Genomic DNA, 26579 nt, shown 5'->3' with positions numbered 1-26579 from the left:
GGCCCAGTGCTGAGGCACCGAGAGCATCCCGACCCGCGCGGCCTGACCCGTCCCCGCCGAGATCGCACTCACATGGCCCACCCCGCCCAGGTTGCCCAGCCCCAGGCTGGCGAACTGCGGCGTGGGATACCAGGCACCACCGGCACCGGCCGTACTACCACCGGGACCCGACACCAGCTGCTGGGAGAGCTGCGACCAGAAGGCCACAATGCCGTTCGAGAAATACGCAAGACCGCTGTTCTGCTTGAGCAGCACCGTGTAGAGGGTGGGGTTCAGCCCCAGGTAGTTGTTGGTCGGGGTCGGCAGCCCGGACTCCTCGAAATTCTGGATTGCGCTCGTGAGCCAGGTGAGCGGTCCGGGATCCGAGGTAGCGGTCGACGCCTGGGTCACCGCCTGCGTGCTGGCCGTCAACGATTGCGGGGTCGCCAGCTGCGACGTCGTCTGGGCGGTGTTGCCCGCCGGCTCGGCGACCGCCTTGGCGACCGCAGCGGCCTGGTCGGCGTCCGCGTCCGGGGTGGTGGTGTTGGGCGGCGTGGCGAACGGGGCCAGCTCCGAGGCGGTCGCCGACGAAGCGGCGTAGCCGAACATCGCAGCCGCGTCCTGGGCCCACATCTCCATGTACTGCGCCTCGGTGGCCGCGATCGCCGGGGTGTTCTGGCCGAAGAAGTTCGTCGCTATCAGAGTCGCCAGCAGGACCCGGTTGGCGGCGATCACCGGCGGCGGCACCGTCATCGCGAACGCCGCCTCAAAGGCCGCCGCGGCGGCCCGGCCCTGCCCTGCCGTCTCCTCGGCCAGCGCGGCCACGGCGCTGAGCCAGCTCACGAACGGGGTGATCGCCGCGACCATCGACATCGATGCCGGTCCCACCCATGGCCCGCTGGTGAGCTCGGTCACCGCCGAGTTGTAGCCGCTGGCCGCTACACCCAATTCCGCCGCAATCTCGTCCCAGGCGGCGGCGGCGGCCATCATTGGCCCCGACCCCGGACCCGCATACATGCGACCGGAATTGATTTCGGGCGGTAACGCCGCGAAGTCAAACACCGTGTCCTCCTCAGTCGGCCGGGATCGCAGGCGATCTCGGCTCTCACGTAGGAATCAGTGGTGGCCGTGGTCACGGCTCTGTAGACGACGCCACCGGTTGGCCGCTGCGCCCACGGGAGTCACCAACGGGGCGCCTTCGCCCCGCAACCCCATCAGCCGGGCGGGCCGGCGCATGCTGTCCAGTGGACCGCGTCCGCAAAGCTGGTCTGCCACCACGCTTCTCGGATGTCTGGTCAGGAAAGACATGCACCTTCTGCCTCGGCTAATCTCCCGCTATCAGCAACCGAGCGACAGCTCGCGTGTGCCCGAACTGCCGCCCGGCACTGAGATTAGTTCGTTACGAAGCAAACACCGACACGCAAAGGCGCCTGTTTATCAATGGCCAGCCACTGTTCATTCCCGGTCGGCGGGAGTTCACGCAAGGCAATGAAATGTTCACTCGCCGTTTGCTTAACGCCGACCGCGGTACCACTGGGGCTTCGGCGGTCGCAGCGTCAGTCCTCTTCGAGAATCAACGCCATTTCGGGACACGATGCGACGCCGTCGCGTGTCGATTGCTCGTCCTCGGGCCTGACCTCGTGCTCCTCGAGAATCGAATAGCCGGACTCGTCGATCGGGAAGAGGTCTGGGTCGACGGCGAAGCACTGGGCGTGGCCCACACATTTCGACTGTTCCAGACGAACCCTCACGAGGCTTCCTCCCTAGCTGGCACGGCGTGGCCGTTCAGGTCGTCGCACTCGGACGACGTGCACTTCGCGGTGCGGTACCCAGATTAGTCGCTCGGTACAGTGTCCAAGGTGGTCGCCAATCGCTTTCGCCCACCGCAACCTCGCCTTCGCGCAGCCGGGCGGATCCGTGTTCCGTTGCCCCACATGCAATATTGACGAGCCGATGCAATATTGATCTGCCGCCAGGTGTTGGTAGCGACGAATTGCGACAAAGACGCGACGGCGTAGGGCCATGGCACCGCAGACAGACAACCGGAGATCGAAGCGCATGAGCGAAGGCCAGCAAGGGTCGTTCTACCTGCCCCGGCTCGATTTCGCCACGCTGCCGATGACCGAGGACCGGGGCGTCGGTTGGAAGACACTGCGCGACGCCGGACCGGTCGTGTTCATGAACGGTCACTACTACATCACCCGCCGCGAGGACGTGCTGGCCGCGCTGCGCAACACCAAGGTCTTCTCCTCGACGATCCTGCAGCCCCCCGGCCACCCCCTGCCGGTGCTGCCACTGGCTTACGATCCGCCGCAACACACCCGCTACCGCCAGATCCTGCAGCCGTACTTCAGCCCGCACGCGTTGAGCAAGTCGCGCCCGGTGCTGCAGCGTCACGCCACCGAGATGATCGCGGCGCTGGCCGGCCGGGGCGAGTGCGAGGTGATGGCGGATTTCGCCAATCTCTACCCGTTTCAGGTGTTTTTGGACCTCTACGGTCTGCCGGTCGAGGATCGTGACCGTCTGATCGAGTGGAAGGACGCCGTCGTCAGCGACAAGCCCTTCGTCACCCAGAGCGACATAGAGAAATCCGAGCAGCTGCTGACATACCTGGCCGACGTCATCGCGCAGCGCCGGCAACACCCGAAGTCGGACATGCTGTCGCAGGTGATCACCGGCAAGGGCAATTTCACCGACCTCGAACTGCTCGGCATGACCCATCTGCTCATCCTGGCCGGTCTGGACACGGTGACCGCGGCCATCGGATTCTCGCTGTTCGAATTGGCCCGCAGGCCGCAGCTGCGCAAGCAGCTGCGCGACAACCCCAAGCAGATCAGGGTTTTCATCGAAGAGATCGTCCGGCTCGAGCCGTCGGCGCCGGTGGCGCCGCGGGTCACCACCGAATTCGTCGAGGTCGGCGGCATGACTCTGCCGCCCGGCACCTCGGTGCGGCTGTGCATGGCGGCGGTCAATCGTGACGACAGCGACGCGATGTCCACCAACGAGCTGAACATGGACGGAAAAGTCCACCGCCACTGGGGATTTGGCGGTGGACCGCATCGCTGCCTGGGCTCTCACCTGGCGCGCATCGAGCTGACGGTGATCGTCGCGGAATGGCTCACCCAGATTCCGGATTTCGAACTGCCCGAGGGTTACTCCCCCGTCATCAATTACCCCTCAAAAAGCTTCGCGCTCAAGGAGTTACCGCTGCGCTGGGGCGCGATCCCGGTGTGACCGGTCCGGCCCCGGCGCAGCGGCTGACATAACTTTCGCGGCCCTACCTGCGCAGCTCGGTCGCGGCGACCTGAACGAACACGCCGGTGTCCTCGGCCATCAGCAGGCCTCGGCCACGGGGCAGCGGGCCACCCTTCATCTTGCCGCGGATGAATCCCTCGTCCGGATCGGCGTCCATCACCAGCAGCGGCGCGTTCGCCTGGGCCAGGGCCCGCAACATCGGGTCGCTGCCGGCCGACGACCAGCCACCGAACGTGCGCGTGACGATCACGTGCAGGCCGACATCGGCGGCCCGGGTCACCCAGGGAGCGGCCTTGTGCAGCGGCGAATCGAAGCCCGCGGGCAGCTGCTGGATGTCGTCGACGATCAAGAAGATCTCCGGTCCACTCCACCAGTTGCGGGAGAGCAACTCTTCGGCCGACAACCCCGGCGGCGGCTCGCGGCCGGCCAGGACCGCGGCCAGTTCGCCCATCATCGCCTGCACGCCATCGAGGTTGTAGGCGAATTTCTCCACGTAGTCGGAGCCGAGCGTGGTCAGCAGCTGGCGACGCGGGTCGACCAGCCACACCTGGGCCGAGGGCTGCCCGGCCGGCGGCGGCGGTGCGCTGGTGGCTCCCGGCGCGTACAACCGCCCGATCTCGGACATGATGGTGGCCAGCGTCGTGGTGCGCCCACACTCGCGGCGACCGGTCACCATCAGGTGCGCGTTCTCGGCGAAGTTGAGATACACCGGCGACAGATCCAATTCCGAGATGGCCCAAGCGATTCCGCCCGCACCCACACCCTGGCGGGTGTCCTGGGCGGCCAGCTCCCGGAGCTGTTCGACGCCGAATGTCGCCGGCAGTCGGCGCACCGGCGGGGCCTGGCCGGTGGCGATGCGGCTGACGGCTTCGACGATGCTGTCGGACTCGAACCGGTTGTCCGGCGTGCTGGCCAGCGCCGGCCGCGCCACCAGGGTGTGCAGACCGGACTGCGGGTCGGCGTCGAGACGGACGTAGTTGACCGCGACCATGCCGCGGCCCGGCTTGACCGGAACGTCCTTGGCGAACCGCGAGCGCACCAGCTTGGCGTCCTCCACGGCGGCCAACCGCAGCTCGACCCGGGACCCGAATCCGCTGCGCACCGGCGGCCGCAGCTCCGATTCGCGATCGGCCGTGACCACCACGTGCACCCCGAACGAGGGTCCCTGGTTGATGATCACGTTGACCTGCTCGATCAGCACCTCGTTTTCCTCGGCCAGCGCCCGGTAGTTGTCGACCACCAGGTAGACGTCGCCGAACCCGTCGTTGGGAACCGGGCCGGGCTCGTTGCCGAACTTGCGCCGCCGGAACACCTCCATCGACGCGATCCCGTACTCGAGGAAGCTGCGCTTGCGCTCCCGCACCAGCGCCAACAGTTCGGCCACCGTGCGCCGAACGCCGTAGGGGTCGGTCGGGCCGGCCACCTCACCGACGTGGGGCAGGCGGGCGACCGTGGTCAGCGCGGTGCTGCTGTAGGCCAGGCAGTAGAACTGGATCTGCTCGGGCGTGTGGGTCAGCGCCGCCGAGCAGATCAGGGTCTGCAGCGCCGTCGTCTTGCCCGAACCGCCGGCGCCCAGGATCAGCACGTTGGCACCGGGTCCCGACGTGTCGACCGTCCACGGCGGCTGGTCGTGCTTGAACGGACGGTCGATGATCCCGATCGGGAAGACCAGATCCTGCGCGCTGCCGTAGTCCTGCTGCCAGGGGTGGCCGAGGAACCGGTTGACCAATTCGTCGATGGCGACCGGCTGGTTCAGCGGCGGCTGCCACAGCCGGTACGGCTGGAAGTCGATCTTGCGCAGCTGGTCGATGATGACGGTACCGACCTTGGGCGTCCTGATGCCTTCGGCGTCGTCGTCCTCGCCGCCCTCGACCTCGACCGGCAAGCCGTCGGCGGGGTTCGCGGGCGCGGCGACGTCCGGCCCCCCGACGCTGACTTCCAGCGGGGTGAACGAGTTGGTGAACAGTTGCGGCCGGACGTAGTCGATGCTGTGCACCAGCGCCGGCGCCTCGTCCCCGTCGTCGGTCAACCCGCGCGGGAAGTAGTCCCGCCACAGGAATTCGGCCTGGAACCGGGTGATGTCCTCGAGGCTGCGGCGGAAGTAACCCAGACCGGCCTGCGCGGGCAGGTTGACCGCGTTCGGCACGCCGGCCGCCTGCGCCGCACCGGCGGTACGCGCCTTCAGCACCAACCGGTAACCCATGTTCTCCATGAGCTTTTCGGCGCGGCTCTCGATGGTCTGCGACGCCATCATCAGGTGGATCCAGTAGGCGCGACCCTGCCGGCCGATCGAGTCGAGGACGTCCACCGCCGTCGGCATGATGCGGAACCATTCGTAGAACTCGTCGATGACGACCACGAGCATCGGCAGTGGAGCCATGTCCTGGCCACGCGCCCGCATCCGGCTGCGCACCGAGTTGTATTCCTTGGCGTCGTCGACGCCGGCGCTGTCGCAGATCGCCTTGCGGCGGGCGATCTCGCCCCACAGGGCGTCCAGGAAGCGCTCCATCAGCGCCTGGTCTTCTTCCAGGTCGGTGATGATGCGGGACACGTGCGGCACGCCGGCGAACGGCTTGACCGCCGATCCACCCTTGAGGTCGGCGAGCACGAACTGCAGCTCTTCGGGCGGGTGGCTGAGCATCAGCGATTCGATCACGGTTCGCACCAGGGTGGATTTACCCGAACCGGTCGTTCCGGACATGACGCCGTGCGGGCCGTCGCCGCCTTCGTCCAGCGACTTCATGTCCAGGAACAGCAGCTCGCCGTTGTCGGAGCGGACACCGAAGGGCGCCCGCAACCGCGACCTGCCCATCGAGTCGTTGCGGCTGCCCCACAGTTCGTGGAAGTCGATGCGGCCCGGGTCGTCGATTCCGTAGTAGGACAGGATGTCTCGGGCGCCGATGTGCGCCACCCGCTGGCCGATCTCCTCGTACGCCTCGGCGAGCCGCCAGCGCGCCAGCTTCTGCGAGAACTCCTCGGCCTCGGCGGTGCTGATGTGGTCGGTGAGGGCGAAGAACCAGGGCTTCTCGTCGATGACCATCCAGGTGTCGCGGTCGCGGGGCAGCGCCTCGATCACACCCTTCTCGTCGAACCGTAGCGTGCGCTCCGGGACCGCGCTCCACATCGCCGAGCCGGTGAGATCGAAGAACGTCACCCCGTCGACGCCTTCGCCGCTGATCACGTACTCCCATTGCGGGTCAACCACATCGGCGATGATCACCGTGTGCGGCGTCGGGGTCTGGGCCGACGAACTGGCGTGGCGGGGCGTGAAAGACCCACGGCCGGCGAACAATTCGGCCTGCTCGGCGGCGAACTCGCGCACCGAGCTGTAGACCATCCGCGCGTTGCCCGCGGCGTCCTGGCGGCGCGGGTCACCGAAGTGGGGCAGCCATTTCACCCAGTCCCATTCGTCCAGCTCGGAACTGACCACGATCATCCGCATGTGGTCGGGCCCGTGCGAGAAGGCCAGCTGGCAGATGATCGCCCGCATCAGCCCCAGCACTTGTTCGCGGTCCCCGGCCAGCGAGTACCAGGGCTCGACGAGCACCGAGATCATCTTGGGCAGGTTGTAGACGACGCTTTGATAGCGACCGAATTCCTGAAGCGCCTTACCGGTCACCGGCTCGAGCTCGATGTCGGTGGGCATGTTCTGGGGCTCACCCCAGGTCACCTCGGGGCGGGTCATGCCGACGCCGACGCGGACCACGCCGAAGTTCAGGTCCTTGCCGTCGGGCTTGCGCTCCCACATCCGCGACGACCCCACCGCGGCGGCCAGCGTGGTGGGCGCGGGGTGGAACCACCGGTAGTTGGCGTCCATGCTGTCGGCCGACTCGTGGGCGGTCTCGCGCAGCATGTCCAGCATCAGCATGAACTGGGCGCGCATCGAGTCCAGCTTGGGGCGGCTCATCTGCTGCTGGCCGCCGAATCGGCCGCCGAACATCATCATCGCGACGCCACCGATCATGAAGATCGGGAAGATCGAGCCGGCGCCCCCGAACACGTGCGACCCGCTGGCGAAGGTCATGGCGACCATGCCGATCAGCAGGCCGACCACCACGACGCCGACCACCACGATCCACCAGGGCTTGCCCTCCGGTGGCGGGATGCTCAACGGCGTCGGGAGGACGATGTTCTCCGGCTTGATTACCGGAGGCTTCTCCGGTGTCGGCCGCGCAAATCCACGTTTCACTTCGGTACCGCCAACTCTCCTGGGGACATATCCATCGGTAGCGTGTCGTGCTCCACCAGCGCATCCGCCCGCGACAACGTCGGCCCTTGCGGGAGCAGTCGCAGCGCCACCCACGGCGCCAGGCCCGGTTTCGTCTTCAGGCCCAACGCCTCTCGCACCTCGCGGGTGTCGTCGACCCCGAACCGCGCGCCCGCGTCGGTGAGCCACCACAGCGATTCGGTCGTCTTGGCTCCGGGATCGTTTCCGGTGACGGCCACGAAGTTCGCGTAATCGGGGCCGAAGAAGACCTGGTCGGCTTCGCGGCCGGTGGTGTCCGCCTTGACCAGCGACACCACCCGGTTGACGTCCTTCTGCTCGACCGGAATGGTCGCGCCGGAGATGACCTGCACGCGGGCCCGGTTCTCACCGGAGGTCTTCTGCCACCACCAGCAGGTCGCCGGGTTCTCGCGGATATCCATCACATTGAGGGGCGCGTCCGGGTACGACGACAGGTCCAGCTTGTTGACCACCGGCATCTTCGCCAGCGCAGACGGCTCCACGGTCACCGGTTTGGTGTTGCCCGGCCCGGCGTTCTGCAGGATCTGGGCCACCAACGGCGGCAGCGTCTGCACACCGTCGGCCAGCACCAGCGAATACTGTTGCGGCCCACTGATCTGCGGGGTGACGATCACCGTGCCGATCGGGCCGGGCGCGTTGGGGAACGACGCCCCGGCGCCCGCGTTCTGGATCTGGGGCACGGTCAGCTCCGGCCCCACCGGCAACGCGTCGTACAGGGCGCGGCTCATCGGCTTGGCCATGCTGACCTGCTCGGGGGTCAGCCCCAGCGGCAGCAGCACCGATCGGTTCGACCCGTCGATGCGGGAGCGACGCCCGTCGCGGACCACCCAGGCGTCCCCGCTGTAGTTCAGCACCACCGCGTCCGAGCCGGTCAGCACCCGCCGGTGGTTGCTCAGGTCGGGGTTGCCGTCGATGACCGTGACCGTCACACCCGACGGGGCGCCGGCACCGGTCGAGTTCGCCACGGTGTCGCAGACCAACCAGGACGACGTGGCGGGGCTGGTCGGATGGAAGCTGGACGGTGCGCCCGGGATGCCGACCATCGGGCCGCGCGGCAGGCTGGCGATCTGGTTGGACTTGACCAGGTGCGGGTTGTCGGGGCGACCGGTGATGAGGCGGGCCGACGCCAGGTTCAGCGCGGGGTACAACTTCTCGCCGACGCGGACGTACAGCGCACCCGAGTCGCGGTCGGCGATGATCGGTGACTCGTTGATCTGCCCGGCCGGGCTGATGAAGGAGTAGAGCAGCGCGCCCAGGCAGATGACCAGCGCGGCGGAGATCGACGCCACCACGGCCAGGTTCTGTCGCCGTCCCGGCTCGACCTCCATGCGGACGCGCCACCGGGTCAGCGCCATCGCGGTGCGGCGCGCAAGGAACTGGTAGCCGGTCACCTGGGTCCGGGTCGACAACCCGAGGCCGTACCCCGACCCGCGCTGCCCGCGACTCTCTTCCGCCACTTATTCACCATCCGGTCTGCTGAAGCGCCTGGATATCACCATCTGATCGATCCAGCGCGAATTACATGACAACGTTAAGGCACCTGCGCGGACCTCGCCACGCGGCGCCAATGCGCATTGGCTTCTACATTTGTTTATGCACCCGGATCCGGCCCCGTCCACCGCCGCGGGCCGCCAGGGAATACCGCGCCGACGCGCCCCACTGAGCTGGCAGTTTTCGTTCCCCCGCGGATGAGCCGACCGGATCCCTTCGATCCCCTCAGGGCATCGTAATCGCCGCGGGCCCGCCCGTCCTGTCGAGCGCGCGAAGCCGGCGCCGGCGGCCGATCCAGATGAACGGCGGGCGACCGCCCAGCAAAGAATGCGCCAACCCGCCCCGGGTCCGAGTCGCCGACCGGCGAATCCGGACACCAAGATGGCGGTATGACTGAACTCGCGCCGTCGCTGATCGAACTCGCTCGCAGATACGGCATCGCGACCGAGTACGAGGACTGGTCCGGCCGCCGGGTGCGGGTCGCGGAGACGACGTTGAAGGCGGTGCTGGGTGCGTTCGGCGTGGCGGCCGACAACGAGCAGGAGCGCAACGCCGCGCTGACGGCGAAGCTGCGGTCGCACTGGGCGCGCCGGCTGCCGCCGACCATCGTCGGGCGCACCGGCGAGCAGATCCGGTTCTGGGCGCATGTCACCCACGGCGATCCCGCCGAGGTGTGGTTGCAGCTCGAAGACGGGACGGTGCGCGACGGTGTCGAACAGGTCGACAACTCCACCCCGCCGTTCGACCTGGACGGTCGCTGGGTGGGCGAGGCCAGCTTCCTGCTGCCCTCCGATCTGCCGCTGGGCTATCACCGGGTGCACCTGCGTTCCGGCGACTGCGAAACCAGCACCGCGCTGATCGTGACCCCGGATTGGCTCGGGCTGCCCGAGCGGCTCGGCGCCCGGCGCGCGTGGGGGCTGGCCGCGCAGCTGTACAGCGTGCGGTCGCGCCAGTCGTGGGGTGTCGGCGATCTGACCGATCTGACCGACCTCGCGGTGTGGTCGGCCTCCCGGCACGGCGCCGACTACCTGCTGGTCAATCCCCTGCACGCCGCGGCCCCGACCAAGCCGATGGAGCCGTCGCCGTATCTGCCGACATCGCGCCGCTTCGTCAACCCTATTTATCTTCACGTCGAGGCGATCCCCGAGTTCGCCGAGCTGACCAAGCGCAGCCGGGTCCGCCGGCTGCGTTCCGAGGTCCAGCAGCGCGCCGGCGGCGTCGACGCCATCGACCGCGACGGCTCGTGGGCGGCCAAGCGGGCGGCGCTGCGGCTGCTGCACCAGGAACCGCGCTCGGCGGGCAGGGAGCTGTCCTACGCCGCGTTCCGCGACCGGGAGGGCCGCGCGCTGGACGACTTCGCCACCTGGTGCGCGCTGGCCGAGAAGCACGGCGACGACTGGCATTCCTGGCCGGAGGCGTTGCAGCACCCGGACGCGTCCGGCGTCGCGGAGTTCGCCCGAAAGCATTCCGACACAGTCGATTTCCACCGCTGGATGCAGTGGCAACTCGACGAGCAGCTGGCCGCGACGCAGTCACAGGCGATCCGGGCCGGCATGTCGTTGGGCATCATGCACGACCTGGCCGTCGGTGTGCACCCTAACGGCGCCGACGCCTGGGCGCTGCAGGACGTGATGGCACTGGGGGTGACCGCGGGCGCGCCGCCGGACGAGTTCAACCAGCTCGGCCAGGACTGGTCACAGCCGCCGTGGCGACCGGATCGGTTGGACGAGCACGAATATCGGCCCTTCCGGGCGCTGATCGGTGCCGTGCTGCGGCACGCCGGCGGGGTGCGCATCGACCACATCATCGGGTTGTTCCGGTTGTGGTGGATCCCGCGGGGCGCCTCGCCCACCGACGGCACCTACGTGCGGTACGACCACGAGGCCATGATCGGCATCGTCGCCCTGGAAGCGCACCGGGCGGGGGCGGTCGTCGTCGGCGAGGATCTCGGCACGGTCGAGCCGTGGGTGCGTGACTACCTCTTGTTGCGCGGCTTGCTGGGTACGTCGATCCTCTGGTTCGAGTTGGACCGGGACGGTAACGGTGGCCCGCTGCCGGCCGAGCGCTGGCGCGAGTACTGCCTGTCCTCGGTCACCACGCACGATCTGCCGCCGACCGCCGGCTATCTGGCGGGCGACCATGTGCGGCTGCGGGATTCGTTGGGACTGCTGACCCGGCCCGTCGAAGAGGAGCTGGAGTCCGACCGGACCGAGCTGGCGGCGTGGATGGCCGAGCTGCGCCGGGTCGGGCTGCTCGAGGACGGCGAGGACGATCCCGAGCACGTCGTCGTGGCGCTGTACCGCTATCTGGGCAGGACGCCGTCGCGGCTGCTGGGCGTGGCCCTGACCGACGCCGTCGGCGACCGCCGGACCCAGAATCAGCCCGGCACCACCGACGAATACCCCAACTGGCGGGTGCCGCTGACGGGTCCCGACGGGCGCCCGGTCATGCTCGAGGACATCTTCGCCGATCGCCGCACCGCCAGGCTCGCCGAAGCCGTGCGCGCCGCAATAGCCCCCGCCGAAAGCGCGGCCCGCTAGTCGCCGGGCGGGGGGCCTTGTTAGCTTCGGACACCATGAAGGTCTCAGTCGTGGCCCCCGTCGCCGACGGTGTCACTGCGGACCCCGACTGGATGGTGGCCTTCGCGCGCCACCTCGAGGCCTGTGGGTTCGACTCGATCGTCGTCGTCGAGCACACCGTCTTGCTCACCCGCTACGACAGCGTCTATCCCTACGACAGTTCGGGCCGCGTCGGCCTGGCGGCGGACTGCCCCATCCCGGATCCCCTTGACCTGCTTGCCTTTCTGGCCGGCCAGACCAGCGGCCTGGGGCTGGCCACCGGGGTGCTGGTGCTGCCCAATCACCACCCCGTGGTGCTGGCCAAGCGGGTCGCCACCGTCGACGCCCTGTCGGGCGGCAGGCTGCACCTGTGCGTCGGGGTGGGCTGGCTCTCCGAAGAGCTGGCCGCCTGCGACGTGGAGTTCGACAGCCGGGGACGGCGGGCCGATGAGCAGCTGGCCGTCATGCGCGCGTTGTGGGCGCAGCGGCCCGAGGGGGCGTCTTTCGCGGGCGAGTTCTTCAACTTCGAGAATGTCATGTGCTATCCGAAACCCGTTGCAGCCGAACGGTTCCCGATTCACATCGGCGGACACAGCCGAGCGGCCGCGCGCCGCGCCGGGCGCTTCGGTGACGGCTTCCAGCCGCTCGGGGTGACTGGGCCGCAACTCGCGTCGTTGATTGCGTTGATGCGCGACGAGGCATCATCGGCGGGCCGCGATCCGGCGGCGCTCGAAGTGTCGCTGGGCCATTCGGTCGCCAAGGTCGATGCCGAGCGCGCGGCCGCCCTCGCCGATCAGGGGGCGGACCGGTTGGTGTTGGCCATGCCGCCGACGACCGATATCGAGCAGGCCAAGGACCTGTTATCGGCGTGCGCGCAACGGTTGTCGCTGAGCTCATGACGCTGTCCGCCGAGCAGCGGGCGGCGCTGAGCGATCTGGTGCACCGCTACGCGGCGCACGTCGATGACCGTGAATTCGGCGCTGTGGCGGAGCTTTTCAGCGCCGATGCCGAGCTGCTGGTGCCCGCGCCGCCGGCCGACTTGCGGCCGATCCATTCGCATCGCGGCCGCGACGCCATCGCGGCGGCGGTGGCGGCCGTGTCCGCGGTGGTCCGCACCGAGCACGCGATCGTCGGCGAGGTGTACGACGCGACCGGGCGACCCGATAGCGCCCGCGGGCGCATCGCGTGCGTCGCGCACCACTGGAGCGAGCGCGACGCCGAGTTGGTGGACGTGGCGTGGCACCTGCGCTACGACGACGAGTACACGCTGACCGAGGCAGGCTGGCGGATTGGCCGGCGGGCGTTGACGGTCAACGCCATCGAGACCCGCCCGGTGCGCCGGCTGCTGCCGCGCGACACCGCCTAGCGCCGATCTGCTAGGAGGTTCGTATAAAACTCACAGCAATCGGCAAGGAACCGAGTTTGCGGAGCAAATCGGGCGTTCCATAGGCAATTGCGTCAACCGGCGTCCACGCGGAGGCAAATCCTGCCCGCTGGCAACTGTTGTCGACGAACGTCTGGTCGAACCGCGGCCGGCCGTCACCCTTTTTTCCAATCAGACTTGGATTTATCCGGGTTTTTTCGTGTATTTTCAAGCCCGTGACGCAGGCCGAAAGCAAGCACGTTGGTCCGGAGGGAAACGGCTCAGCCTCGACCCTGACAGTGGGCACGCCCCTCACGTCCATCCCGGACTACCGCAACGAGATACACACCGCCGAAGACGTCATCGATGTGGAGCATTACGGTGGCGGCTTCGATCTCACCAGGCGGGCCACCGCCCCCAAGCTGCGCATCGGCCGCGACCGATGGTTCAACCTGCTCTGGTTGATCCCGATCGGCTTTGCCGTGCTGATCGCCGGGATCGCGGTCGGCAAGGGCTTGCACCACGTGCCGGCGGTGCAGTCGTTCATTCAGCGCTACCCCGGCTCCGACAGCGCCGGCATCCCCCCGGGCCTGCCGGCGTGGATCGGCTGGACGCACTTCTTCAACCTGTTCATGATGATGTTCATCATCAGGACGGGCATCCAGATCCTCTGCGACCATCCCCGCCTTTACTTCAGCCGCAACGCCACCCCCGGCAAGGACGAATGGCTGCGGGTGGGTCCGCCGGTTCCGGACGACGAGCTGTGGACCGCCAACGCCGACACCGTCGCCCTGCCCCCGCAATTGGGGCTGCCCGGCTTTCGGCACTCCATCGGCCTGGCCCGGTGGTGGCATCTGGGCGTCGACGTGCTGTGGCTCGTCAACGGGGCCGTCTTCTACGTGCTGTTGTTCGCCACCGGTCAGTGGCGCCACATCGTGCCGACCAGCTGGGACGTCTTCCCGAACGCGGCGTCGGTGGCCATTCAGTACCTGTCGCTGGACTGGCCGACCGACAACGGCTGGGTCGCCTATAACGGCCTGCAGCTACTCGCCTACTTCACCACCGTGTTCATCGCCGCCCCGGCCGCACTGATCACCGGACTGGGCATGTCGCCCGCGCTGTCCCAGCGGGTGCACTGGCTCAGCAAGCGGCTGAGCATCCAGCACGCCCGGTCGCTGCACTTCGTGGTGCTGGTCTACTTCCTGTTCTTCATCCTGGTGCACGTGACGATGGTGCTGACGACCGAGGCGCTGCGAAACCTCAACCACATGTTCGCCTCCCGTGACGACAACAGCTGGGTCGGTTTCGGCATCTTCTCCGCGGCCATGGTGCTGACCGCCATCGCGTGGGTTTGGGCCACGCCCTTCACCATTCGCCATCCCCGGGTGGTGCAACGGGTCGGCTACGCGTTGGTGGGCCCCTTCCAGCGGATGCTCGAACAGCTGGACCCCAAGCCCGGCGCCTTCACCGAAAAGGACATCTCCCCGCACCACTGGCGCAACGGCCGCCTACCCGAGACCGTCGAGTACAAGGAACTCGAGCGCGACGACTTCAAGGACTGGCGCCTCAAGGTTTACGGTCTGGTCGAGCACCCGATGGAGTTCTCGCTCGAGGACTTGATGGCGCTGCCCTATCACGAGCAGATCAGCCAGCACTTCTGCATCCAGGCGTGGTCGGGCGTCGCCAAATGGGGTGGCGTGCAAATGAAAACGATCATGGACATCGTCAAACCGCTGCCCGAAGCGAAATGGGCGGTCTTCTATTCGATGGGGCTGGGCGCCACGGGCGGCATCTATTACAACGCCCACCACATCGGCCAGATGGACCACCACATGACGATGCTGGCCTACAACATGAACGACCAGCAGCTCCCCTACATGCACGGGCGGCCGCTGCGGCTGCGCAACGAATTGCAGCACGGCTTCAAGCTGGTGAAGTGGATCAAAGGCATCGAGTTCGTCGCCGACTACCACGACATCGGTAGCGGCTACGGCGGCTATAGCGAAGACCACAAGTACTTCGGCCGCCACCAGACCCTCTAGGCGAAACCGCGCGTCACCTCCGCCAAAGTCGTTTGTCCCGACAGCCCGTTGGGTAGCTCCAAGGAATCGGGCCGAAACGGAAGTGACAGCAGAGGAGACGCCATGAGGCACCGCCCTGTCGACCATGATCGGACCGCTGACCCGCGGATGGGTGGGGCCGGGCAGACACCCGGGCTACTCGTGGTCGCCGCGGCCGCGTTGGCGTTCGTCGTGTGTGTGGCCAACTTCGCCCTGGGCCAGGTCGGCGCGGGGGTTGCCGCCGCGATCGTCGCCATGCTCGCCTTCGGGGCCGGGCTGTCCTGGCTTGCCATGGACCGCAGGCGAATTCGTGACGCCGAACGGCATTGGACGATCAGCCACCCGGCGCACTAGCGCCCGACCGGATGGGTCCGTAATTGCAGCGCGTTATTGCAGCGCCGCCAGGTTGTTGACGGACTTTTGCACGTCGGACCGCAGCACCCGGGCGACCAATCCCCCGACGGGCCCGCTGAGCAGACCGCCGCCGAGGTCGGCGGTGAGGTGAAACGTCGATCCGGGGTGATTGTCCGCGACGGTCATCGCCACGGTCAGGCGGATCCCGCCGCGCCCGCGGCCCTGCAGCTCAATCGCTTTCGGCTCGTCATAGCGGGTGACCTCCCAGTGGATGACGTTGCGGAAGCCCTTGACCTTGACGCACGACGAGATGCAGGTTCCCTTCTCGATGGTGTCGGGCACCGGCCCACGCCATCCGGCAAAGATCGTCATCCACTCGTCGAATCGGTCCAGGTCGGAGGCCAGCTTCCACGCCGCCTCCGGTTCCACCTGCGACGACACCGACACATCTACGCGAGCCAAAGTCTTCCTCCCCTGGCGATCGGGAACGCCGTCGCCCACGGGGGCGACAGACGCACAACCATGTCTGGGTACCCCGACGCCCTCACGCGTATTCGTGGGCGGGCCGGTCAGGGCCAGGCTGACTCCAGCTGCTGGGCCACATCGATGATTTGCGCCGCCTGCGACTGGGGCGTGTCGATCTCGGCGGCGACGTATTGCGCGATGAAGCGCCGGATCTCTCCGTCCACGCCCGCCAGGATGCGCAGCACCTCGCCGCGAATGGAGTTCGACGAGACGTTGACGGTGATGTCGGACGGTCGCGGTTTGGCCACGTCGACGATCAGCAACAGGGGTTCGGCCGCGCGCGCCGTCGCCCGCAGCTGGATGTCGCCGGAAACCACGAAACGCGGCTTGTCGAGCCACAAATCGATCAGCAGATCGATGGACAGCGGAATGTGGATGACGAAGGTGATGCTGTCGCCCAGCCGGCGCGTGACGCGGGGCTCGTGAATCTTGACGTTGGCACTGACCTTGGCGATCCCGCCGGGCCCCTGCGCAATCGGCTCCATGGCGAACTCACTGCCGGCGATGTCGGCGAACGCGGCGGCGACACGCTCGGGGGTGACGGCGACCTCGAAGAACCTGCGGCCAAACTCTTCGTAGGTGACATAATCGTGATTCGTCATAGGCTTATACCGTCTCATGTCACCTGCCGGAACGGTCGCTGATCTGCTCGCGTCGCCGCAATTCCGCGTCAGATGCCCCCTCGTTGGACCGGCGGGTGTGAGCGATGCGCGGCCGGGGATCTGCGTCGATTCCGCGGACTTGTGAAGCGCGCCACAGGCGGGGCGCTTCGATTCGATGTGTCGGGCGGTGGCCTGCGAGGCTTGATGGTGGAGGTGTGTGGAGCCCTATGCCCCAGGAAGTAATCGAGCAGCGCTCAGGCCTGGCCCGGGCGGCGGAGGCGCTCATCTGGTTGGGCGGCGGACACCGGCGCGAGCTGGGTGAGCGGCACGAGCGGTCCACCCACGCCGTCGCCGGCGCCGTTACGTTGTCGGGCGCGGCACTGGCGTGGCTGGTCGCGGCGCTCGCGCTCGCCGGCGCGACCCGTTGGCCGCTGCCGGCGGTGGTGGCGCTGACCCTGGTCTTCGGTGTGCTGGTCGGCGCCATCGGCCGCGGCACCATCCCGGGGCCCGACCGGAGCCGGCCCGGCGTCCTGGGACGCGTCGCCGTGGCGGCGGCGGTGGGCGTGGTCGTCGGTGAGCTCGCCGCGCTGGTCCTGCTGTCCAGCTCGATCAACCATCGGCTCGACGAACGGGCGTTGCGCCACGCCGAATCGTCCCCCGCCGTCGCGCGTGCATCGGCGGCCCTTCAGCAGACCAGGGATGCCCGCGCCGCGCTCGACAACTCCGTCGCCCAGGCCCGTGACCGCCAGGACAAGGCCCTGGTCATCGCCCGCTGCGAGTACCACCCCACCCCCGGCTGCCCGCAGACCCGGATCACCGGCGATCCCGGCACCGGGCCCGAAACACGCACGGCGAACGAACTTCTCGCCGATGCCCAGCGCGAATTGGACACCGCCCTGGCGGCGCGGGACGGTCGGGCGCCAGGCCTGGACGCCACGATCTCGCGACAGGAGCAAGCGCTGCGCGACGCGCGGGACGGTGTCGTGTCGGACGCCGACCGCGGCCTGGGCGCGCGCTGGGTGGCGATGAATGACCTCACCTCGGCCGACGCCGGCGCGATGACCCTGCGCCTGTTGACGATCGGGGCCTGCGTGCTGCTCTACACCGCACCCCTGATCCTTGGGTGCTGGCGCGGCGAGACGACGCACGACCGCCACGCCACCTCGCGGGCCGAGCGCGAACGCGCCGAACTCGACGCGGACACCGCGATCGCCATCAAACGGGCCGAGGTGCGTCGGGAGGCCGAAATCCTCTGGGCCGAACACCAACTGACGCAGGCGCGCCTTGCCATCGAGGCGCAGACCCAGATCGATCGCGAGCAGCAGCGCCGCCGGGTTTCCGACGCTCTGCAGAGTCCGGTGCATGCCGCGTCGCTGCGGGAGTTCGAGTCGGACGACGACGTGTACCTGCCGATCGCCGCCGAAGCCGAGGCGGCCAGCCGCGCCATCACCGCGGTGCCCGCACCGGAGCCGGCCGCGGGCCTGGTCGGCCCCCACACCGACATTCCGGAGCATCTGCCCGCTCCCCTGCCGACGGGCGGGGAGGTCGAGCAACACCAGGAACGGCATGCGTCGTCGATCCCCTCGATTCCGGACGCCACCAAGGCCGCTGCCCGCTGGATTCGCCCGCTGGTGCCGCCGTTCGTGGCCAAGGTCATCGACACCACCACCCAGCCGCTGCGCGCCGCGCGCCAGGTGTTCGAAGGCGTCCTCGAGGAGACCGAGGAGATCGCGTTCACGCTCAAGCGCACCCGCAAGGTGACGGTCAATTCCGAGGCCTCCGACACCCGGCTGTCCGGTCACCCCGCGGGTGAAACGCCTTCGGAACGAGCGGAATTCGTTGTCTCGTCGCGACACCACCCCGCCGGGCGCCCGCAGGGCCGGGTGTCCGGCCGCGAGTCGGGCCCGTCCCTGCCGGGGCGGGCCGACGCCGAGCGCCTGTCGGTCCGGTCCGCCGAAAGCGATCGCCGGCGTGCGCTGACGAAACGCGACGGTCCGCCGGAGTTGGGTCCGCCCGACGGCCCGCGCGAGCTGCCGCCGCCGAAATAGCCTGCCGCCGTACCTGGACGCGCTAGGACTTCGACGCGTCAGGACTTCGTCGCCTCGACGAAGTAGCCGCGCGGTATCCCGGGCACCTCCAGCGGGACGACCGGATGATCCCAGCGATTCCACCTGGCGCCGGGTTCGGCGACGTCGGTGACCTTCGCGGTCCAGCCGTGCCGCTCGATCAGGGCGGCCGGCGCGTCGGTGCCGAACGTCCACGCAGCGCCGCTCTGCCGCATGTACTCGAGGGTGGGCTGCATGAAGTCCGCCTCCAGCAGCGTCGCGCCGACCAGGTCATAGCAGGCCCGCGAACCCGGTGCCGACAGCGCATCGATGCGGGCGAACACGAGGTCGACGGCGGCGGCGTCGAGGTATTGCAGCAGCCCTTCGACGAGCCACGCCGTCGGGGCATCCGGCGAAAACCATGGGACAGCAGCGCTTTCGGCCAGTCATCGGCCAGATCGATGCCCACCGGGACGCGACGGCAGCGCGGACGCTCGCCCGCGAGCCGCTGATCCTTGATCGCCATCACCTGCGGCTGGTCGACTTCGTAGACGGTGGTGCCGGGGCGCCACGGCAGCCGGTACGCGCGCGCATCCATGCCCGCGGCGAGGATCACCACCTGCGCTACGTCGGCCGACTCCGCCCTGTGCAACGCCTCGTCCCAGAACCGCGTGCGGATCGCGATCTGCGGCGAGGACGCGCCCGTCGCCGCCGCCGCTCTGGCAAGCAGCGAGCGGCCTTCCGCGCCGGCCAGCCGGTCGGCGAACGGGTCGGTGAACAGCCGGTCCGGGCGCTCGGATTCCTCGGCACGCATCGCGGCGACCAGGAATCCGGTGTCCGCTACGGCTTGTCTGGTTTCTTCCATGTGGTCATCATCGGCGCGCCGGGCCGCGCGGTCTTGGATTTTTGTGCCCCTCCCACGGAACGTGGCTGGGCAACAGGATTCGCCGCCGCCGGTAGGACGTCGGCGTCATACCGCTGAACGCGCGAAACTCGCGCACCAGATGGGACTGGTCGAAATATCCCAGCTCGGCCGCGATGCGGGCGCCGCCGCTCGCGTCGTCGCCAAGCCGGCTCAGCGCTGCCTGGAACCGGCGAGCACGGGCGAATTCCTTTGGCGCCAACCCAACCTCGGCGCGAAACAGCGCGATGAGCCGCTTGGTGGACAATCCCGTCATGCGGCGGACTTCCGCCAAGCGCACCGAGGGATCGGCCTCGATGGCGGCCATCGCGGCACCCACGCTCGGGTCTGGCTGCCTCGACGCGCCCGCCCGCGCGAGCAGGAACCGCTCGAGCAGCGCGAACCTGTCCGAGATCGACGGCGCCTCGATCAAGCGCTCGTGCAGTTCGCGTCCCGCACCGCCCCAGATCTCGCCGATGCCGACGGGCCCGCCGGCCAGGTCGCTCAACGACCTGCCCAGAAACGAAAAAGCGCCGCCCGGCCGGAAATGGATGGCCATGACGGGCTCGTCGGCCGCGATGTCCGACACGTAGGACACGTTCTGCGGTCCCGTGACGAACGCCGGCGGGACGCTCAGTTCGGTTGTGCCGTCGGCGGCATAGAAATCCAGTCGCTGTCGGTCGCCGACGTCGAAGACGACCGTCACCGCCCCGCGTGGCAGCGCCCGGCTCCGATAGCTGCCCCCGCGGTGCAACCAATGCCCAAAGAATTCGACGTGGTCGGCCAGCGGCCCGCGCGGGCGGTGCAGCCTGGGCCCCGCACCCATCGGCGTCACCACGCGATCGATTGCGGACACGCCGGCAATTGTCCCACCGACGCCGTCTCAGCGGAGCAGGTTGATCCCGTAGTCGGGCTCCGGACCGGACCGGATCGACCCGCGGCCCATCCGCCACCGCCGCATACCCCGCGCCCGTGTCGGCCAGTGCAGCCGCAGCCCGGCGGCACCCCCCTCCGGACGGGTTTTCGGGTCGATGTTGTTGGAGTTGGAGGCGGCCGGGTTACCCCTCGAAAGCTCGGCCGCCCCAACGTCTTGGTGCGCGCTCAACCGGTCAGCGCGGCGGATGTGAACAGCGGACCCCACTCCCGGCGGGCCGCGGATTGCGCGTCGACGAAGCTCGGTGTCTCCTCCCCGTCGCCCGCCAGGTGGACCAGCGCCCAAGCCATGGCGAAGACCGGCACCTTGTGCCGGATTGCCGCGCCGTGCAATTCGTCCAGTGCGGCGTCGGAAGGACACCGGCGAAGACCGATGAGGATGCCCCGCGCGGTGTCGAGAATGCGGCCGGAGTTCGGGCCGCACGAAGTTTGGGCGGGGACCCAGTTCGTCGTCATGCTGTTGATACCTCCTGCTGCGCCCTGGCGAAACCGCTACTCGCATAGCGGCAGGAATCCGTGCGCGTCGTCGCGGCCGCAATCCCCAAAAGGCGCCCTGTGCAATGATTTGCGGATCCGTCGCGTTGTGCCAGTGCACCACTGACATTGATACGCGGCTGTGACCGTTTCGGGATCGGCTGCTCACCACGGAAATTCGCGACTTGTGGTATCGAAACAGGCTGTGAAACAGCGCAATTAGCGCGACGGCCACCCGACCGACCGGCTTCCTAGAGAATCGCCCCGGCCTCCTTCGCCCTGGCGATCTCGTCCCAGTCGACGTCGAGTTCCAGCAGGATCTCTTCGGTGTGTTGCCCGTGCTCCGGGGCGCGGGCGGGAGCGGGTGGCGTCTCGTCGAATTGCACTGGGGCGGCAACGATTCGGTACTTCTCGCCGTGGTCGTCGACGTTGGTGACCACGTAGCCGTTGGGTTCGACCTGCGGGTCGTTGAGGGTTTCCCGCGGGGTCGCCAGCGCACCCCACACGCCCGGTTCGTCTGCGAGCACCGCCTGCCAGTGCGCGAGGTCGTGGCGGGCAAAGGTATTCGCCAGCAGCTCGGTCGCCGCGGCCGCATTGGCGATCAAATTGCTGGACGGGACGAATCGCCCGTCGTCGGCCAGTTCCGCGAGCCCCATGCGACGGCAGAAGCCGGCCCAGAACTTGTCGGGCTGCAAAAACACCAGTTGGATCCACCTGCCGTCGCTGGTCTTGTACCGGTTGACGAGCGGGTTGATGGCCAGGCCGGGCGGCGCACCGGGGATCCCGTCGATATCGAAGAAGTCGGCCGCGCAAATGGACGGCGCTATCGACCACATCGCCTGCGCCAGCAGCGACGAGTCGACGATCGTCGGTTCGCCGGTGCGTTCCCGGTGAAACAGCGCGGCGCAGACGCCGCCGGCCAGCGTCGCCCCGCCCTGCAGGTCACCGAAGCCGGGCCCCTGCACCGCAGGGGTCTCACTGCCGAACGGTGTCAGCGTGTAGGCGACCCCGCCGCGGGCGAGATAGGTGGCCGCGTCGAAGCCGCCGCGGTCGCGGTCGGGACCGCGGACGCCCAGCCCGGTGCCGCGCGCGATGATGATCTTCGGGTTGAACGAGCGGATGTCCTCGACGGTCAGCCGGGCGCGTTCGAGCGCGCCGGGCAACCAATTGGTCAAGAACACATCGGCACTGGCCAACAGCCGGCCGAACAACTCGCGACCCGTGTCCGACTTGATGTCGATGGCGATGCTGCGCTTGCCGCGGTTGCCCAGCTCGAGGATGAAGTCGGCGTCGGGCCGGGCCGCTTCCCGGGTGAAGCCGCCGACCACCAGCGCCCGGCCCGGGTCACCGGAGGTGACGCCTTCCACCTTGATCACGTCGGCACCCCAGTCCGACAGGGCGGCCCCGGCCGAGGGCACATAGGTCCACGACGCCAGCTCGACGACCCGCACCCCGCGCAGGACCCCGCCGTGCACGTCAGGCATCGCCCACCCCCTCGTCGTGTTCATTCCTTGCTATTTTAGATATTCTAGCTAGTCTTGGGCGTAGTGATAGCCCATCTGCAGGTCAGCGCAGTTTTTCGGGGAAGAGATGCGATGCAGCCGACCGAAGGTCTCACTGCGACGCCCGCCGCGGTGACCGCGCGCCGCGCCGCGCCGCGGACGGGACAGCGGTCGGATTCTTGCCGCTCGAGCATCAGTCGTGACGGCGAATGGCGTTGGGTGCCAACGCGGATCGCGATGTAGACACCGACGAAGGAACGGGCGATGGGCAGGGTAACGGGCAAGGTGGCCGTGATCAGTGGCGCCGCGCGCGGGCAGGGCCGCTCTCACGCGCGGATGCTGGCCGCCGAAGGTGCGGACATCATCGCCGTGGATCTCTGCACCGACATCGACACCAATGAGTATCCGCTGGCGCGCCCCGAGGACCTGGACGAAACGGCACGGCTGGTGGAGAAGGAGGGGCGGCGCGCGCACACCGCGGTCGCCGACGTCCGCGACCGCGTGGCCCTGTCGGCGGCCATCGATGAGGGCGTCGCCGAGCTCGGGCGCCTCGACATCGTGGTGGCCAACGCCGGCATCTGCCCACTGACCGCGGGACTGCCGCCGAAGGCCTTCGCCGACGCGGTGGACGTGGACCTCATCGGCGTGCTCAACCTGGTGCACGCCAGCCTCAAACACCTGCAGGCCGGGGCGTCGATCGTCGTCATCGGCTCCAACGCGGCGTTCATGTCATCGATGAACACCACCGGTATCGACGGCGGTCCCGGCGGAGCGGGCTACGCGTTCGCGAAATTGGCCGCGGCGCACTATGTCAACGACTTCGCCCTGGCGCTGGCGCCGTTCTCCATCCGGATGAACGCGGTGCACCCGACGAACGTCAACACCGACATGCTGCACAGCGCGCCGATGTACCGGGCCTTCCGCCCCGACCTCAAGGAGCCGACCCGCGAGGACGCCGAACCGATCTTCCCGTTCGTCCAGGCGATGCCCATCCCCTACGTCGAACCCGAGGACATCAGCGAGGCGGTGCTGTTCCTCGCCTCCGACGCCGCCCGCTACATCACCGGACAGCAACTGCGCGTGGACGGCGGCGGCTTCCTCAAGGTCAAGCCGTGGTCGGGCGCGTGACCGAGGTGACCCCAATCGTCATGCACCGCAACGGGACTCCACGATGACCGAGGACCGCAAGATCCTACGACGCCTCTACGAACTGATGGTGCTCATGAAGGCGGCGGACGACCGGCTGTCCACGGGGATCGGCACCGGCGAGTTCATGTGCGTGTACTGGCCCTCCCGCGGCCAGGAGGCGATCGCCGCGGCGCTGGGTGTCGCGCTGCGGCCCGACGATCAATTGGTGACCACCTACCGCGGCCTGCACGATCTCATCGGCAAGGGGGTCCCCCTCGAGGAGATCTACGGCGAGATGATGGGCCGCGCCGTCGGCGCGAGCCGGGGCAAGGGCGGCACCATGCACATCGCCAAACCCGAGGTGGGCGTGATGCTTTCGACCGGCATCGTCGGCGCCGGGCCGCCGGTGGCCGTGGGCCTGGCGATGGCCGCCCAACGCAAGGGGCTCGACCGTGTCACGGTGGTCAGCTTCGGGGACGGCGCCACCAACACCGGCTCCTTCCACGAGGCCGCCAACATGGCCGCGCTCTGGGACCTGCCCATGGTCTTCGTCTGCCAGAACAACCAATACGCGGAGATGACCCCGACGGGCGACACCATGAAGCTCGAGCGGGTGGCCGATCGGGCCGCCGGATACGGGATGCCCGGGGTGCGCGTCGACGGCAACGATCCGCTGGCGGTGAAGGCGGCGCTCGACGAGGCGCTGCAGCGCGCCCGCGGCGGCGCCGGCCCCACCTTCATCGAATGCGTGACCTTCCGCTTCCGCGGCCACTATTTCGGCGACCGGATGCCCTACATGCCCAAGGATCAACTCGAGGCGGCGATGGCCGCCGATCCGGTGCCCCGGTTCCGCTCCTACCTCGCCGAGACGGGCAGCTGCGGCGGCGACGAGCTGGACCGGATGGACGCGCAGGCGGTGGCGGCGGTGCAGGGCGCGCTGCGCGCCGTCATGGCCGCGGATGCGGCATCGGTCGACGAGCTTGACCGCGACGTTTACGCGACGCCCATCGGGTTTCCGGTGTAGGACATGGGCGACACCGAGATGACGATGCGCGAGGCGCTCAACCTCGCGCTGGACCAGGCGCTCGCGGCCGACGAACGGGTGTTCTTGCTCGGTGAGGACATCGCCGATCCCGGCGCATCCGGTCCCACCGCCGGGCTCTCGACGAAATACGGGCACGACCGCGTCCTGGACACCCCGATCTCGGAGGCCGCCATCCTCGGCGCGGCCATCGGCGCCGCCATCGACGGGCTCCTGCCGGTCGCCGAGATCATGATCATGGACTTCATCGGGATCGCCGCCGACCAACTGATCAACAACGCCGCCAAACTGCGGTTCATGACCGCCGGCCGCACGTCGGCGCCGATCACCGTGCGCACCCAGGTGTACGCCGGGCTGGCCACCGGTGCGACGCATTCGCAAAGCCTCGAGGCCTGGTTCATGCACGTTCCCGGGATGAAGGTGATCGTGCCGTCCACCCCGCGCGACGGCAAAGGTCTGCTGACCACGGCGATCTTCGACCCCGACCCCTGCCTGTTCGTCGAAACCATCCGGTTGCAGAGCAAAAAGGGGCCGGTGCCCGTCGAGCCCGGCTTCTCGATCCCGCTGGGCCAGGCCGACATCAAGCGGCCCGGCACCGACGTGAGCCTGATCGGCTACGGACGCTGCGTGCACGACGCGCTCGCCGCGGCGGCCACCCTGGCCGACCAGGGCGTCGACGCCGAGGTCGTCGACCTGCGCACGCTGGTGCCGCTGGACCTCGACGCCATCGTCGACTCCGTCCGGCGCACTCACCGCGCCGTCATCGTGCACGATGCGGTCCAATTCGCGGGCCCCGGAGCCGAAATCGCCGCCCTCCTGTCGGCCGAGTTGTTCGGCGAACTCGCCGCGCCCATCGAGCGGGCCGCCGCGCGGTTCGTGCCTAATCCGGCCGCCCCCGCGCTCGAAGCGCAGGTGTATCCGTCGCCGGCACGCATCGTCGCGGCGGCCCAGCGCACGCTGCAGAGGGCGAAGGTGCATGGCTGACTTCATCATTCGCATTCCGCGGGTCTCGGTGGCCGTGTCCGAGGCCGAACTCACCGGCCTGCTGGTCGGCGCCGGTGAGCACGTCGAGGCGGGCACGCCGATCTACGTCATCGCGACCGAAAAGGTGGAACAGGAAATCGAGGCGGGGGCATCCGGCACTGTGCGCTGGACGGGTCAGGTCGGGACCACCTACGACATCGGCGCCGAAATCGGCGTCATCACGCCCTAACGAGGAAAAGCTAACGAGGAAAGGTAGCGCCGCATGGATCTCAACGAGACCCGCGAGAGAATCATCTACGAAAAAGAGGGCCCGATCGCCCGCATCACGCTGAACTGGCCGGAAAAGGCCAACGCGCAGGATCAGAAGCTGGCGGAAGAGGTCGACGCCGCGCTGGCCGACGCCGACCGCGACTACGACATCAAGGTGCTGGTGCTCAAAGCCAACGGCAAGGGCTTTTGTTCGGGACATGCGATCGGCAACAACGCGGTGGACTACCCGTCGTTCGTGGAGAACGCCATGGTGACCGGGCACCCGTGGAAGGCGCAGTCGGATCTGTTCGTCAAGCCCACGCTGAACCTGTGGGAGTTTTCCAAGCCCACGATCGCGCAGGTGCACGGCTACTGCGTGGGCGGCGGCACGCACATGGGCCTGACCACCGACATCGTCATCGCCTCCGAGGATGCCTACTTCTCCTACCCGCCCCTGCAGGGGTTCGGGATGCCGTCGGGTGAATGCTCCATCGAGCCTTGGGTTTTCATGAACTGGCGCCGGGCCGCCTACTACCTGTTCACCGCCGAGGTCATCGACGCCAAGAAGGCCCTCGACGTCGGCCTGGTCAACGAGGTCGTCCCGCGCGACCAGCTCGACGGCAGGGTCGACGCCATCGCCCGCCATATCGCCCAGGCGCCGCTGACGACGCTGATGCTCACCAAGGCCAACCTCAAACGCGCCTGGGAGCTGATGGGCATGCGGGTGCACTGGCAGAGCTCCAACGACCTCGTCGCGCTCGCCTCGATCAGCAAGGACGTGCAGCAGCTGATCCAGACGGTCTTCAAGGACAAGGTGCTGCCCTCCGAGCATGCCCGCCGCCAGGCCGCGGCGGCCGCCCAGACCGACGGCGCCGCAACAACTTAGGG

General features: G+C 68.4%; 22 protein-coding genes and 1 pseudogene. 12 read left to right on the top strand and 11 right to left on the bottom strand.

What is annotated here, in order from left to right:
* Together AC5Y5B_RS17940 and fdxE are read right to left on the bottom strand one after the other, a co-directional pair.
* The coding region (locus AC5Y5B_RS17940; RefSeq protein ID WP_500006048.1) for a PPE family protein at positions 1-1041 on the bottom strand (1041 nt) is incomplete at its 3' end.
* A 494-nt stretch (positions 1042-1535) separates the two neighbouring features.
* Positions 1536-1730 carry a ferredoxin FdxE gene (gene fdxE / locus AC5Y5B_RS17935; RefSeq protein WP_112634287.1) on the bottom strand — a complete coding sequence of 65 codons (195 nt, stop codon included), beginning with the start codon at positions 1728-1730 and terminating at the stop codon, positions 1536-1538.
* A 307-nt stretch (positions 1731-2037) separates the two neighbouring features.
* Here fdxE and AC5Y5B_RS17930 point away from each other — a divergent pair, with 307 nt between their 5' ends.
* Positions 2038-3213, top strand: a complete 1176-nt coding sequence (locus AC5Y5B_RS17930; protein ID WP_500006047.1) for a cytochrome P450 — start codon at positions 2038-2040, stop codon at positions 3211-3213.
* 43 nt (positions 3214-3256) lie between these two features.
* Here the strand turns inward: AC5Y5B_RS17930 and eccCa are convergent, their stop codons facing one another.
* The gene (gene eccCa, locus AC5Y5B_RS17925; RefSeq protein ID WP_112634289.1) at positions 3257-7423 is read right to left on the bottom strand and encodes a type VII secretion protein EccCa; all 4167 of its coding nucleotides are present in this window, start codon (positions 7421-7423) and stop codon (positions 3257-3259) included.
* Positions 7420-8937, bottom strand: coding sequence for a type VII secretion protein EccB (gene eccB / locus AC5Y5B_RS17920; RefSeq protein WP_112634290.1), 1518 nt, complete (start codon positions 8935-8937; stop codon positions 7420-7422). Before eccB ends, eccCa begins: the two co-directional genes overlap by 4 nt.
* Before the next feature lie 423 nt (positions 8938-9360).
* Here eccB and malQ point away from each other — a divergent pair, with 423 nt between their 5' ends.
* The 5 genes from malQ to AC5Y5B_RS17895 all read left to right on the top strand — a co-directional run bounded on the left by malQ (position 9361) and on the right by AC5Y5B_RS17895 (position 15306).
* Positions 9361-11511 carry a 4-alpha-glucanotransferase gene (gene malQ, locus AC5Y5B_RS17915; RefSeq protein ID WP_500006046.1) on the top strand — a complete coding sequence of 717 codons (2151 nt, stop codon included), beginning with the start codon at positions 9361-9363 and terminating at the stop codon, positions 11509-11511.
* Positions 11512-11546: 35 nt separating this feature from the next.
* The gene (locus AC5Y5B_RS17910) at positions 11547-12428 is read left to right on the top strand and encodes an LLM class F420-dependent oxidoreductase (RefSeq protein WP_112634292.1); all 882 of its coding nucleotides are present in this window, start codon (positions 11547-11549) and stop codon (positions 12426-12428) included.
* Positions 12425-12895, top strand: a complete 471-nt coding sequence (locus AC5Y5B_RS17905; protein WP_112634293.1) for a nuclear transport factor 2 family protein — start codon at positions 12425-12427, stop codon at positions 12893-12895. The genes AC5Y5B_RS17910 and AC5Y5B_RS17905 overlap by 4 nt, the downstream gene beginning before the upstream one ends.
* Positions 12896-13191: 296 nt before the next feature.
* Positions 13192-14934 (top strand): molybdopterin-dependent oxidoreductase, encoded by a 1743-nt coding sequence (locus tag AC5Y5B_RS17900; protein WP_112634294.1) that lies wholly within the window; start codon positions 13192-13194, stop codon positions 14932-14934.
* Between the two features lie 102 nt (positions 14935-15036).
* Positions 15037-15306 carry a LapA family protein gene (locus AC5Y5B_RS17895; RefSeq protein ID WP_112634295.1) on the top strand — a complete coding sequence of 90 codons (270 nt, stop codon included), beginning with the start codon at positions 15037-15039 and terminating at the stop codon, positions 15304-15306.
* A gap of 33 nt (positions 15307-15339) precedes the next feature.
* Here AC5Y5B_RS17895 and AC5Y5B_RS17890 read toward each other — a convergent pair whose 3' ends face one another.
* Positions 15340-15768 carry a type II toxin-antitoxin system Rv0910 family toxin gene (locus AC5Y5B_RS17890; RefSeq protein ID WP_205869164.1) on the bottom strand — a complete coding sequence of 143 codons (429 nt, stop codon included), beginning with the start codon at positions 15766-15768 and terminating at the stop codon, positions 15340-15342.
* Between the two features lie 107 nt (positions 15769-15875).
* Entirely contained in the window at positions 15876-16433 is a 558-nt protein-coding gene (locus AC5Y5B_RS17885) for a hypothetical protein (protein WP_112634297.1), read from the bottom strand.
* Between the two features lie 227 nt (positions 16434-16660).
* Between AC5Y5B_RS17885 and AC5Y5B_RS17880 the strand changes: the two genes are divergently transcribed.
* Positions 16661-18481 carry a DUF4407 domain-containing protein gene (locus AC5Y5B_RS17880; RefSeq protein ID WP_500006045.1) on the top strand — a complete coding sequence of 607 codons (1821 nt, stop codon included), beginning with the start codon at positions 16661-16663 and terminating at the stop codon, positions 18479-18481.
* 38 nt (positions 18482-18519) lie between these two features.
* Here the strand turns inward: AC5Y5B_RS17880 and AC5Y5B_RS17875 are convergent.
* From AC5Y5B_RS17875 to AC5Y5B_RS17855, 5 genes and pseudogenes are all read right to left on the bottom strand, one after another.
* Positions 18520-19343, bottom strand: a pseudogene (locus tag AC5Y5B_RS17875) (SAM-dependent methyltransferase).
* A gap of 7 nt (positions 19344-19350) precedes the next feature.
* Complete coding sequence (locus AC5Y5B_RS17870) at positions 19351-20205, bottom strand: helix-turn-helix domain-containing protein (RefSeq protein ID WP_112634299.1); 855 nt, start codon at positions 20203-20205, stop codon at positions 19351-19353.
* Between the two features lie 57 nt (positions 20206-20262).
* Positions 20263-20484 carry a hypothetical protein gene (locus AC5Y5B_RS17865; protein ID WP_133259269.1) on the bottom strand — a complete coding sequence of 74 codons (222 nt, stop codon included), beginning with the start codon at positions 20482-20484 and terminating at the stop codon, positions 20263-20265.
* The gene (locus tag AC5Y5B_RS17860) at positions 20481-20768 is read right to left on the bottom strand and encodes an ANTAR domain-containing protein (RefSeq protein WP_112634300.1); all 288 of its coding nucleotides are present in this window, start codon (positions 20766-20768) and stop codon (positions 20481-20483) included. Before AC5Y5B_RS17860 ends, AC5Y5B_RS17865 begins: the two co-directional genes overlap by 4 nt.
* Positions 20769-21037: 269 nt before the next feature.
* A complete protein-coding gene (locus AC5Y5B_RS17855; protein ID WP_240631812.1) occupies positions 21038-22294 on the bottom strand; it encodes a CaiB/BaiF CoA transferase family protein in 1257 nt (418 codons plus the stop codon).
* A 258-nt stretch (positions 22295-22552) separates the two neighbouring features.
* Here AC5Y5B_RS17855 and AC5Y5B_RS17850 point away from each other — a divergent pair, with 258 nt between their 5' ends.
* From AC5Y5B_RS17850 to AC5Y5B_RS17830, 5 genes are read left to right on the top strand one after another with little or no spacing between them, the layout of a single operon-like run.
* Positions 22553-23416: a mycofactocin-coupled SDR family oxidoreductase gene (locus tag AC5Y5B_RS17850; RefSeq protein WP_112634302.1), complete on the top strand. Its 864-nt coding sequence runs from the start codon at positions 22553-22555 to the stop codon at positions 23414-23416.
* Positions 23417-23459: 43 nt separating this feature from the next.
* Entirely contained in the window at positions 23460-24440 is a 981-nt protein-coding gene (locus tag AC5Y5B_RS17845; protein WP_112634303.1) for a thiamine pyrophosphate-dependent dehydrogenase E1 component subunit alpha, read from the top strand.
* Between the two features lie 3 nt (positions 24441-24443).
* Positions 24444-25442, top strand: a complete 999-nt coding sequence (locus tag AC5Y5B_RS17840; protein WP_112634304.1) for an alpha-ketoacid dehydrogenase subunit beta — start codon at positions 24444-24446, stop codon at positions 25440-25442.
* Positions 25435-25671, top strand: a complete 237-nt coding sequence (locus AC5Y5B_RS17835; RefSeq protein WP_064950017.1) for a lipoyl domain-containing protein — start codon at positions 25435-25437, stop codon at positions 25669-25671. The genes AC5Y5B_RS17840 and AC5Y5B_RS17835 overlap by 8 nt, the downstream gene beginning before the upstream one ends.
* A gap of 33 nt (positions 25672-25704) precedes the next feature.
* The gene (locus AC5Y5B_RS17830; RefSeq protein ID WP_112634305.1) at positions 25705-26577 is read left to right on the top strand and encodes an enoyl-CoA hydratase-related protein; all 873 of its coding nucleotides are present in this window, start codon (positions 25705-25707) and stop codon (positions 26575-26577) included.
* The last annotated feature ends 2 nt before the right edge of the window (positions 26578-26579 follow it).

Source organism: Mycobacterium sp. NGS33 (genome assembly GCF_059812885.1).
The sequence above is the reverse complement of the archived record's forward strand: the minus strand, read 5'-3'. Positions and strand labels throughout refer to the sequence as shown.